Raw genomic sequence first — 11367 nt, 5'->3', positions numbered from 1 at the left:
GCCGATGCGCGTCATGCCGTCATCTCGAGAAAGTAGCGGCTGAGCGCTTCGGGTTCGAACGTGCCTTGATTGAAGAACGGGCGGATGCCGTGACGCGCGAACAGCGCATTGATCTGCGCGCGACGTTCCGTGACGGCGCTGCGCCAGCGCTCGCGGACGGAATCGCGCATCCACATCGAGCGCATTTCGCCCGATTCGATATCGACCAGCGACATCCAGCCGTTGTGCGACGGCGGCTCGATTTCCGCGCGGTCCCACAGCACGACGGGCACGACCCACGCGTGAGTCAGCGTGTCGAGCAGTCCCGGCAGCGCAGCCAGTGGCCAATGAAAATCGGACACGAGAAAGACGAGACACGCGCGGCCGGCAAGACGCGTCGCGATATCGCGCAAGCCGCGCTCGCGCGACTGCGTGCGCGTTTGCCGCGGCGCGCAATCGCGCAACAACTCCGCCATCAACGGACCCATGCCACGCGCGTGCCGCGTGGGCACGAAAAGATCCTCGCGCGCGTCGTCGTCGAATGCGAGCATGCCGACCGGGTCGCCGATGCGAAACGCGCTATGCCCGAGTGCTTCGACAAACGCGGCGGCCACTTCGAGCTTCGTGCTCGCGGCGCCGAAGCGCATCGACGCGGACACATCGACGACGGCATGCACGGGCACGGCCACGCGCTGCCGATGTACGCGCACGAGCCATTCGCGCTGCACACTGCGAATGCTTGCGCGTACATCGATCCGGCGTGGATCGGGGTGATCGAAGAGCCGCGTGTGCGCGGCGAACTCCTGGCCGATGCCGACGCTCGACCCACGATGCCCGCCGGGACGCGCGCCCGACACCCGCACGGGCAGCCGGTACTGGAACTCCGCAAGCGTGTTCACGGCGCCGCGATCCTCGAAACGATCTGCGTCATCAGCGCATCGGAGAGTTCCTGGCGGCGCAACTCGTAGATGGGCGTGAAGTACACGCGGTGCCCGAGCGTCGGCAGCAGCACGCGGTGGATGTCTTCTGGCATCAGATACGTGCGCCCGTCGAGCCACGCGACCACGCGCGCCGCCCGCAGCAGCGCGCTCATGCCGCGCGGGCTCGCGCCGGCGAGAATCAGGCGCTGCATGTCCACGTCGTCGAGCGTGATATCGAACTGCAACGGGTTTTCGGTCGCGCGCCAGATGTCGAGCGCGTAACGTTCGATCGCCTCGCTCGCGTGTATCGTCCGTTGAATGCTCGCGCCGATCGCGTTCAGTCTTTGCCACGGCAGCACGTCGGTCGTGACGCGTGCGAGCAGCGCTTCCGTGTCGTGGAAGTCGGGATCGAAGACGAGCGCGCGCCGTGCGGCCGCGTCGTCGGGCGTCGACATATTCAGTTCGAACATGAATCGGTCGCGCGCCGCCGCCGCGAGTTCGAACGTTTCTTCCTTCTCGACCTTGTTGCGATCGGCGAACACGGTCATATAAGGAAAGCGGTATTCGCGATCGAATGCGAACACCGAGCGCTCGGCCATCGCGCGCAACAGCAGCGATTGCACCTGCGGGCGCGCACGGTTGATCTCGTTGAAGAAGAAGGTGGCGAGCCGTTCGCCGTGCTTGATGAGCGGTCCGGGCTCGATGCGCGGCTTGCCCTCGGCATCGACGTACGTGTGATAGACGAGATCGCCCGGCATCAGGTCGATCGTCCCTTCGACGCGCTCGAAATCGCCGCCGATCGCCCGTGCGAACGCGCGCAGGATCGTCGTCTTGCCGACGCCGACACCGCCTTCGAGCAGCACGTGGCCGCGCGCGAACAGCGCGACGTTGATCAGCCGGATGGTCTCGGGCTGCCCGATGACTGCGTTTTCCACCTGATGCTCGATATCGAGCGCGAGCGTGCGCCAGTCTTCGAGTAGCTCTTCGCGGTCCATCGGATTCGCCTCTGCGTTCGGCCAGTGTCGGAAGGGCGACACGTACGCCCGCGGATTCGACGGATTGCGGCGACGAAGCGGTGCTGAAGCGGCGGCGTGCGTATCGGCGACTGCGTGGCGCGCACGGTTCGTGCCAGATTGGTGCAGCGTCGGATGCGCGGCGCGAGAATTGGACCGCTGGCGGCAGGATGAGGGCACTGTGTCACGCCCGCTGCTACAGAGTGCGCCAGGAATGACGTGCGAGAGCGGTAGAACTCAAGGGCTTCCGGAACGACGGATGCCCGTCGCGCGCTGGCAAACGGGCATCCTGACAACCTCAATACACGTGTTGCCGATCAGCCTCCTTCAGCCGAAATACGCGCCGAGTCGCTGATGCGTGTCGACGAACCGTACGGCGTGTCTAGCGACGCCTCCGAATGCTGGAGCGTGTAAGCGCGGCGCATCGGCTTGAGCACGAAGAGCGCCAGGAACGCGGCGACGGCGGCCATGCCCGACGCGAGCATGAACACGGCGTGCCAGCTGCCCGTCGCGGCCGTGACGATGCTCGTGAACGGCACCAGCAGTGCTGCCGTGCCCTTCGCCGTGTACAGCAAGCCGGCGTTGGTGGCCGCGAACTTCGGTCCGAACGTGTCGCCGCAGGTGGCGGGGAACAGGCTGTAGATTTCGCCCCACGCGAAGAACACGATGCCCGTCAGCACGACGAACGCGACCGGGCTCTGACCGAACTTCGACAGCGCGAGAATGCCGACCGCCTCGATGGCGAACGCGATGAACATCGTGTTTTCGCGGCCGATGCGATCCGAGATCCAGCCGAAGAACGGACGTGTCAGGCCGTTGAGCACGCGGTCGATCGTCAGTGCGAAGGTCAGCGCGGGCAACGTCAGGCCGAGCAGCGAAACGGGCGAGTCGTGCAAGCCGAAGTCCTTCGCGATCGGCCCGAGCTGCGCCGTCGCCATCAGGCCGCCTGCCGCCATCATCACGAACATCAGGTACATGACCCAGAAGACGGGTGCGGACACCACTTCGCGCGGCGTCGCGTTATGCACGAGGCGCTTGGCACTGGACAGCGCGTTCTTCGCGGACGCCAGCACGCTGGCGGGCGGCGAGAGCAGGAACATGCCGAGCAGGAACACGACGATGCCCTGGCCGAGGCCGAACCACAGGAAGGTCGCCTCGTAGCCGCTGTGCTTGATCATGTTGGCGATCGGCACGACGGTCGCCGCCGAACCCGCACCGAAACCGGCTGCCGTGATCCCGGCGGCGAGACCGCGGCGGGTCGGAAACCACTTCAGCGCATTGCCGACGCACGTGCCGTAGACAGCGCCCGCGCCGATCCCGCCGATGGCGGCCGCGGTGTACAGCAGCGGCAGCGACGACGCCATCGAGTTGATCACCCAGGCGACGGCGCACAGCAGCCCGCCGCCGACCACGACAGGCTTCGGCCCGTACTTGTCGACGAGGTAGCCTTCAATCGGCACGAGCCATGTTTCCGTCACGACGAAGATTGTGAACGCAACCTGAATGGCCGCGCGGCCCCAGTGATACTTCTCGTCGATCGGGTTGACGAACAGGGTCCAGCCGTACTGCATGTTGGCGATCATCGCCATGCAGACCACGCCGAATACGAGCTGTACCCACGGTGATGCGTACCACGACGACGGCCCTTCCTGATGCTCTGTCTTCATCGCTGTCTCCTTTGACGACGAGAGTGGGCGCTTCAGCGCCGCTCACGTCGCGTGCATAGTTGCGAAACTTGCCTGTTGAGTTTTGCGGGGGCCTGAGCGGCTCTTCCGATCATCGGCGCTAAAAATGCGACGCTGATAGATTCCATACGATATGTGATATATCAAGTAAGTCAAGTGAAAGAGTGGAGGGGTTTTCACCGAGAGATATGGACTGATGAAAGGAATTTGTATGTAGCCTGCGATTAAGCGAATACACCAAAAAAAAGCCCACCGGCTAGCACGGGTGGGCTGAGGACATGTGCGAGACAGGCGTGTTCGCGACATGCCCTGTCGTTATATATGAAAGTAAAAAGTAAGGAAAGTTTTTTGTTTGTAAGTATGTGAGGGTGGTCAGAAGCGTCGATTGGAGTCGAAATGGGACGACGACTGCGTTTCACGCTCGACGATTTGGCGGGCGGCGCGTTCTCTGTCGCCACGTTTGTGAAGATGATCTTTGGGCCGGACGCTGTCGATTTTCGTGATGTGAGCGCGTATTTGATAAGGCATCCAAAGCTATTGATGCTTCAGTTTTTGCCTTGTTTTTCAGCTTAAAACGTCACAGAGCATGTTCGATGCGAGGTCGATGTCGCGTGAAGCGCGTTCGTTGTCGCGAGATGCCTGAGGTGCTTCAACTGCCGTCCCAACACCGATCCATCAGTAATAACCCTTCGTTGACGCTTGCCGATGCAAAACGATAAAGTGTTCGCAATTTGAAAGATTGTGCGATATACGAACAATGGCGTGTGACGTCTTCTTCTTCGTATCGCGCACCGTGTTCGTCACGAGCATGCGTATCGCGCCTCGCTTCTGAGGCAATATAGGATCACAGGCGCAGCATTGCGTCGTGCGTAGCAGGAGACAGTCGATGAACCGCACTTCCGTCGTGAACGTCCAGACGTTCATCAACGAGCAGCCATTTGGCGGCTTTCAATGGCTCGTGTTTTTCATGTGCTTCGTGATCGTCCTGCTGGACGGTTTCGACACGGCGGCGATCGGCTTTATCGCGCCATCGCTCTTGACCGAGTGGGGCCTGTCGCGGCCTGATCTCGCGCCCGTGCTGAGCGCCGCGCTGTTCGGCCTCGCGTGCGGCGCGCTCGGCTCGGGTCCGCTGTCTGACCGGCTCGGCCGCCGCTCGCTGCTGCTCACTTCCGTGTTCCTGTTCGGCATTGCGTGCTTCGCGTCGGCGTTCTCGTCGAGCATCGGGCAATTGACCGTGCTGCGCTTCATCACGGGCGTCGGTCTCGGTGCCGCGATGCCGAACGCCGTGACCATGATGGGCGAGTTCTGCCCGGACCGCCGGCGCGCGACGGTGATCAACCTGATGTTCTGCGGCTTTCCGCTGGGCGCGGCATTCGGCGGCTTTCTCGCCGCGTGGATGATCCCGCATTTCGGCTGGCGCAGCGTGCTGATGCTCGGCGGCGTGACGCCGTTGTTGCTCGGTGTCGTGCTGCTGCTCAAGATGCCCGAGTCGGTGCGCTTCATGGTGGCGAGCAGTCAGCCCGTCGAACGGATTCGCGCGACGCTCGCGCGCATCTCATCGCAGGCGATGAACGCCGGCTCGTTCGTGATGACTGAGACGGCGCCGCAAACGGGCAGCAAGGGGCTTGGCGTCGTGCTGTCGCGCTCGTACATCGTCGGCTCGGTGATGCTGTGGCTCACGTATTTCATGGGCCTCGTGATCTTCTATGCGTCGATCAACTGGATGCCGATTTTGCTGAAGGACGCGGGCCTCACGCCGAAGAGCGCGACGCTGATCTCGGCGCTGTTCCCGCTCGGCGGCGTCGGCGCGGTGCTGGCGGGCGTGCTGATGGACCGCTTCAATGCGAACCGCGTGATTGCCGTGTGCTATGCGCTGACGGCCGTCAGCGTGTACTGCATCGGGCAGGCGGCGGGCAATGTCGGCGCGCTCGTGGCGATCGTGTTCATCGCCGGCGTGCTGATGAACACCGCGCAATCATCGATGCCCGCCCTCGCGGCTGCGTTCTATCCGACGGAAGGGCGCGGCACGGGTGTCGCGTGGATGCTCGGCGTCGGGCGCTTCGGCGGCATTGCGGGCTCGTTCCTCGTTGCTGAACTGACGCGTCGGCACTTCACGTTTTCCGGCGTGTTCGCGACGATCGCGATTGCCGGTCTGGTGGCGTGCGTCGCGCTGCTGATCAAGCAGATGGCGAGGCCGCAAGTCAGCCAGGTGGCGGGGGCAAAGCTGGAATCGCTGGGCCACTGAGCACGCGGATTTTCTTCGTTTAAAACGGGTTCGGGCTTCGTTTCGCGCCCACGATCATCACGATCGTGGGCGCGTTGCTTTTGAGCCTTTGGATTCGATTGTCAAATGGCTCGACAACCGCTAACTCCGCGTATTGGCGCTTCTAAAGTTTCCGTGACTCGTTGCCGTAAGCATGTTCGAGCGACATGCCGTTTTTGCGCGTGATGGCCCGCGCCACGCATCGCGCAAACGGGTTCTGCGAGACAAGAGTCATGTACAACTATCTGAGAGAGGCCGGGACGCCACAGTCCTGGCTTATTTCGTTTCTGTTTGCGGCCGCGTGCGCAGGGGCGTCGGCATTCGCCAATCTCCTCGCCCCACGCATACACATTCAGGCCTGCTGCCGACCTGGTCGCCACACTCACCGCATCACCAGAACATGATGTCGATGAAAAAGCACGTGCTGACGTTGTGCGCGGTTCTGAAAGGCTCGCGCGAAGAATTGAAACATCTATATGTCACGCTTCATATCGTCGAGACAGGCTGTCATTGCGCGATCAACGACAATACAGCAGAACTGTTCGCGGTCGACGTGCGGTTCCAATGACAAGGCGCGTGCGCCGTTAGTGAAATGAAATTTGCAAGCAGGTGAGTCAGCGCTGTCGAGCGGTTCAGTCATCCTCGCAAAACACCAGGCAAACACCAGGCAAAACCCAGGTTAAGTCAGCTGTCTTTTTGCCGTTAACCCGAATGGTCCGTTTTCGCGTAGGCTCGCCATCGTCTCGCGAGCGGCCATCCGCGCGCAGCGGACGCAAGACGCAAGCATCACCCACCACCGAACAACGGGGAGCATCAGCGTGATTCACCGCGGACTCATAGGCTTGCTAGTCGTGCTCGCGACACTGGGTGCCACCAGCACCCGCGCATTGGCTGCGGGCGGCCCCGACTGCACACGTCCATTCACACTCGCGCTGCACGACCATGGCCTGCTGTATTCGCAGGACACCAACGCGGGCATCGACAAGGATTTCGCCGACGAACTGAGCCGCCGCAGCGGCTGCGATATCCGCGTGAGCCTGATGTCGCGGGCGCGCATCTGGAAGCTGATCGAGTCCGGCGCGCTCGATTTCAGCCTGTCCGGCATCACCAACGACGAGCGCGACGGCTACGCGCAATTCGCGTGGTACTTCAGCGACAAGTTCTATCTGCTCGTGCGCAAGGACGCCGGCATCCGGCAGCTGTCCGATTTCGAACACAGCGACCAGTTTCAACTCGGCGTCATAAGAAGCTTCCGGTATAGTCAGTCCGCCAACGAACTGGTCGATACGCTCGCCGCAGCCAATCGCGTCAGTCAGGCGGGCGGGCTGGAGCCGCTCTACCAGGCGCTGATGCGCGGCACCATTCAGGGGATGATCATCGAGCCGTTCGACTATCCGGCGCTGGATGAGAAGCGCGTCCGCGACATCACCACCATCATCGAATTCAACGACGCCGCCGTGCCGCACGGTCTCATCATGTCGAAGCGGGCGCTGTCGCCGCAGGAGCGGGAGAAATGGCGCGCCCTTGTCGAGGAGATGCGCGCGGACGGCACGGTGCGCCGCATTTTCAGGAAATACTTCAAACCTGAACTTGCGGACTCGATGGTCGACTTCACCCTACCGCGATGAACCGCGCGCGCCTCGTCCTGTTGCCGCTGCTGATTCTCCTGACCGGGTTGAGCATCACCTGGTCAGTGTGGGATCACGAGCGTCAGGCCGCGCGGCGCGAGTTGCTTTCCGAATTCAATTTCGCATTGGGCGATGCCGTCAGCCGCATCGAGCAGCGGATGGCGACCTACGAGCAGATGCTGCGCGGCGTGCAGGGCATGTTCGCGGCGCGCGGCTCGCTCGATCTCGACGCGTTTCACGGCTACCTCGGCGCGATCAACGCGGACGCAAACTTCGCGGGCGTGCAGGCGATCGGCGTCGTGCAATGGGTACCCGCAGAACGGCGGGACGCTCATATGGCCGACATGCGTATCCGCACGGGCCGTCACTACGCGATCAATCCACCTGGCGAGCGCAACGGCTACGCGCCCTTGATCGCGCGCGAGCCGATCTCAGGCGCGGGCAATGCGTTGCTTGGCTTCGACTCGTGGGCCAACGCCGCGCGGCGGCTGGCGATGGAGAAGTCGCGTGATTCCGGCCTTGCCGTCGTGTCGGGCAAGGTGCAACTGGCGTCGGACGCGGGCGCGCCGCCCGTTGCCGGCTTCGTGATGTATCTGCCCATCTACGCGCGCGGCGAGCCGCAGGACAACGTCGAGGACCGCCGCGCGCATCTGCTCGGCTGGGTGTATGCGGCATTCCGCATGCGCGACGTGCTGGCGAGCCTTTACGGCGAGCAGCCGCCCGGCCTCTACCTGTCGATCTACGACGGCACGCAGCCGTCGGCCGAAGCGCTGCTGTACGGCTCGTCGGAACCGAAGAACCTCGAAGTGATCTCCGCGAACGAATACCTCGTGGTGGGCGGCCACGACTGGACGCTGTCGATGACGGCGCAGCCCGACTTCAAGGCGCGCTTCGGTCGCAACGCGAAGCTGCTGATCGCCTGCACGGGCGCGGGCCTGAGCTTGCTGCTCGCGTTGCTCGCATGGAGCCTCGCGAGCGGGCGCAGCCGCGCGATGCGGCTCGCCTCGAAGATGACGGCCGAAGTGCGCGAGAGCGAGGCCGAACTACGCATCGCCGCGGTCGCGTTCGATTCGCTCGAAGGCATGATGGTCACGGACGCCGACGGCACGATCCTGCGCGTCAATTCCGCGTTCACCGAATGCACCGGTTACACGGCCGAAGACGTGATCGGCAGGAACCCGCGCATCCTCAGCTCGGGCCGTCACGATGCCGCATTCTTCCGCGACATGTGGGACACGATCCGGCGCGTGGGTGGATGGCAGGGCGAGATCTGGGACCGCCGCAAGAACGGCGAGATCTACCCGAAGTGGCTGACCATCACGGCCGTAAAGGCGGACGACGGGCGCGTCACGCACTATGTCGGCACGCACTACGACATCACCGAGCGCAAGCTCGCGGAAGAGCAGATCAAGGAACTGGCGTTTTTCGACGCGCTCACGCATCTGCCGAACCGCACGCTGCTGCGCGACCGGCTCAGGCAGGTGATCGCGCTGAGCGCGCAGAACCATACGCACGGCGCGCTGCTGTTCGTCGATCTCGACAACTTCAAGACGCTCAACGACACGCTCGGTCACGACAAGGGCGATCTGCTGCTGAGCCAGGTCGCGCGACGCCTGCTGGCGAGCGTGCGCGAGGGCAACACGGTCGCGCGCATGGGCGGCGACGAGTTCGTGATCGTGCTGGGCGACCTGAGTCGGACCCGCGAAGAAGCGGCAAGCGAGACCGAGAGCGCCGCCGAAAAGGTGCTGGCCGCGCTGTCGAGCCCTTACTACCTCGAAGGCACGGACTTCCGCACGACCGCGAGCATCGGCGCGACGCTGTTTACCGGGCACGAAACGTCGATCGACGAGTTGCTGAAGCAGTCGGATCTGGCGATGTACAAGTCGAAGGAAAGCGGGCGCAACGCGATCTGCTTCTTCGATCCGGCCATGCAGACCGTGGTGATGGAGCGCGCGGCGCTGGAGGCGGCGCTGCGCCGCGCGATCGACGAAGACCAGTTGCTCGTCCACTACCAGGCGCAGGTGTTCAATGGCGCCCGCGTGACGGGCGCCGAGGCGCTGGTGCGCTGGCAGCATCCCGAGCATGGCCTCGTGCCGCCTGCCGAATTCATTCCGCTCGCCGAAGAGACGGGACTGATTCTGGCGGTCGGCGACAAGGTGCTCGATACGGCCTGCCGGCAACTCGCGCAGTGGGCCACGCGTGCGGACCGGGCGCATCTGTCGATTGCCGTCAACGTGAGCGCGCAGCAGCTACGCGAGGAAAACTTCGTCGCCACCGTGCTCGACGCGCTGGCGCGCACGGGCGCCGAACCGAGCCGTCTGAAGCTCGAGTTGACGGAGAGCGTGCTGGTCGACAACGTCGAGGACATCATCGGCAAGATGATGTTGCTGCGCACGAAAGGCGTGGTGTTCTCGCTCGATGATTTCGGCGTCGGGTATTCGTCGCTGTCGTATCTGAAGCGCTTGCCGCTGGGGCAACTGAAGATCGACAGGTCGTTCGTGCGCGACGTGCTCGACGATCCGAACGATGCCGTGATCGCGCGCGCGATCGTCACGCTCGCACAGAGTCTCGGCCTGGGTGTGATCGCGGAAGGCGTGGAGACGGAAGCGCAACGGCAGTTCCTGGCCGATGCGGGGTGTCAGGCGTATCAGGGCTATCTGTTCTGCCGTCCGTTGCCGATCGAAGACTTCGAGGTGTTCGCGGATACGTTCGATTCGAAGGAGTGGGCGCTGGAGACGCCTTGAGACGGAGTTGATAAACTTGCGGATTCAATCGCGCGCTTCACGTGTTGTGCCGTTGTAAGTGGGGCGCTCCGTTATCCTCGAGGAAAAGCACATGATCGATTTGCGCAGCGATACCGTGACCCGTCCGACCAAGAACATGCTCGCGGCGATGACAGCCGCCGAAGTCGGCGACGACGTCTGGGGCGACGATCCGACGGTCCTGCGGCTGCAAGCCACCGTCGCCGAGCGCGCGGGCAAGGAGGCCGGGCTGTTTTTCCCGAGCGGCACACAGAGCAATCTCGCCGCGCTGATGGCGCATTGCGCGCGCGGCGACGAATATATCGTTGGCCAGGCGGCGCATACGTACAAGTACGAAGGTGGCGGCGCGGCCGTGCTGGGCAGCATCCAGCCGCAGCCGATCGAGAACGCGCTCGACGGCTCGCTTCCCCTCGACAAGATCGCCGCCGCGATCAAACCCATCGACAATCACTTCGCGCGCACGCGTCTGCTGGCGCTGGAAAATACCATCGGCGGCAAGGTGCTGCTGGCGGGTTACGTCGCCGAGGCCACGCAGCTTGCACGCGATCGCGGGTTGTCGACTCACCTCGACGGCGCGCGCGTTTGCAATGCGGCCGTTGCGTCGAAGCAGCCCGTCGAAGCGCTGTGCGCACCTTTCGATACGGTTTCGATCTGCTTTTCGAAAGGGCTAGGCGCGCCAGTGGGCTCGGTGCTGGTAGGCAGCAAGGCGCTAGTCGACGTTGCGCATCGCTGGCGCAAGGTGCTGGGCGGCGGCATGCGGCAGGCGGGCGTGCTGGCGGCTGCGTGTCTCTATGCGCTGGATCACAACGTCGAACGGCTTGCTGAAGATCACGACAACGCTGCGCACCTGGCGGCGGCGCTTGCGCAGATCGATCAGGTGAAGGTGCAGTCGCAGGCCACCAACATGGTGTTCGCGCAGTTTCCGCAAGAGCATTGCGCGCCGCTCGAAGCGTGGCTCAAGGAGCGCGGCATCCTTACGCAGATGTTGTATGCGTCGCGGTTTGTCACGCATATGGATGTGTCGCGTGCGGATATCGATACGTTCGTGACGGCGGTGAAGGAGTATTTTGCGCGGTAAGTGAGCGGTATCGCTTCACGCGAGGTTCGCGTGAAGCGC

9 protein-coding genes are annotated in these 11367 nt (G+C 63.5%); 6 read left to right on the top strand and 3 right to left on the bottom strand.

Annotated elements, in window-relative coordinates:
• Positions 1-11: 11 nt before the first annotated feature.
• The 3 genes from C2L65_RS27060 to oxlT all read right to left on the bottom strand — a co-directional run bounded on the left by C2L65_RS27060 (position 12) and on the right by oxlT (position 3579).
• Complete coding sequence (locus tag C2L65_RS27060) at positions 12-878, bottom strand: DUF58 domain-containing protein (RefSeq protein WP_042307656.1); 867 nt, start codon at positions 876-878, stop codon at positions 12-14.
• The gene (locus C2L65_RS27055) at positions 875-1894 is read right to left on the bottom strand and encodes an AAA family ATPase (RefSeq protein ID WP_042307658.1); all 1020 of its coding nucleotides are present in this window, start codon (positions 1892-1894) and stop codon (positions 875-877) included. The genes C2L65_RS27060 and C2L65_RS27055 overlap by 4 nt, the downstream gene beginning before the upstream one ends.
• A 335-nt stretch (positions 1895-2229) precedes the next feature.
• Positions 2230-3579 (bottom strand): oxalate/formate MFS antiporter, encoded by a 1350-nt coding sequence (gene oxlT, locus C2L65_RS27050; RefSeq protein WP_042307660.1) that lies wholly within the window; start codon positions 3577-3579, stop codon positions 2230-2232.
• A gap of 414 nt (positions 3580-3993) precedes the next feature.
• Here oxlT and C2L65_RS45665 point away from each other — a divergent pair, with 414 nt between their 5' ends.
• The 6 genes from C2L65_RS45665 (at position 3994) to ltaE (ending at position 11328) form a co-directional block, all read left to right on the top strand.
• A complete protein-coding gene (locus C2L65_RS45665) occupies positions 3994-4170 on the top strand; it encodes a hypothetical protein (protein WP_156132294.1) in 177 nt (58 codons plus the stop codon).
• Between the two features lie 313 nt (positions 4171-4483).
• Entirely contained in the window at positions 4484-5842 is a 1359-nt protein-coding gene (locus C2L65_RS27045; protein WP_042307662.1) for an MFS transporter, read from the top strand.
• A gap of 172 nt (positions 5843-6014) precedes the next feature.
• Positions 6015-6428, top strand: a complete 414-nt coding sequence (locus tag C2L65_RS45660) for a hypothetical protein (protein ID WP_156132295.1) — start codon at positions 6015-6017, stop codon at positions 6426-6428.
• Between the two features lie 250 nt (positions 6429-6678).
• Entirely contained in the window at positions 6679-7488 is an 810-nt protein-coding gene (locus C2L65_RS27040; protein ID WP_042307664.1) for a substrate-binding periplasmic protein, read from the top strand.
• A complete protein-coding gene (locus C2L65_RS27035) occupies positions 7485-10232 on the top strand; it encodes a bifunctional diguanylate cyclase/phosphodiesterase (RefSeq protein WP_042307666.1) in 2748 nt (915 codons plus the stop codon). Before C2L65_RS27040 ends, C2L65_RS27035 begins: the two co-directional genes overlap by 4 nt.
• Positions 10233-10323: 91 nt before the next feature.
• Positions 10324-11328 (top strand): low-specificity L-threonine aldolase, encoded by a 1005-nt coding sequence (gene ltaE, locus C2L65_RS27030; protein ID WP_042307810.1) that lies wholly within the window; start codon positions 10324-10326, stop codon positions 11326-11328.
• Positions 11329-11367 lie beyond the last annotated feature (39 nt).

The sequence above is a fragment of the Paraburkholderia terrae genome (genome assembly GCF_002902925.1).
GTDB classification, from domain to species: domain Bacteria; phylum Pseudomonadota; class Gammaproteobacteria; order Burkholderiales; family Burkholderiaceae; genus Paraburkholderia; species Paraburkholderia terrae.
This window is presented reverse-complemented; position numbering and strand designations above follow the sequence as displayed.

Coding starts and splice junctions, on each gene's coding strand:
- C2L65_RS27055 (WP_042307658.1), bottom strand. CDS start 1,894: ATGGACCGCGAAGAGCTACTCGAAGACTGGCGCACGCTCGCGCTCGAT.
- oxlT (WP_042307660.1), bottom strand. CDS start 3,579: ATGAAGACAGAGCATCAGGAAGGGCCGTCGTCGTGGTACGCATCACCG.
- C2L65_RS45665 (WP_156132294.1), top strand. CDS start 3,994: ATGGGACGACGACTGCGTTTCACGCTCGACGATTTGGCGGGCGGCGCG.
- C2L65_RS27045 (WP_042307662.1), top strand. CDS start 4,484: ATGAACCGCACTTCCGTCGTGAACGTCCAGACGTTCATCAACGAGCAG.
- C2L65_RS45660 (WP_156132295.1), top strand. CDS start 6,015: ATGTTCGAGCGACATGCCGTTTTTGCGCGTGATGGCCCGCGCCACGCA.
- C2L65_RS27035 (WP_042307666.1), top strand. CDS start 7,485: ATGAACCGCGCGCGCCTCGTCCTGTTGCCGCTGCTGATTCTCCTGACC.
- ltaE (WP_042307810.1), top strand. CDS start 10,324: ATGATCGATTTGCGCAGCGATACCGTGACCCGTCCGACCAAGAACATG.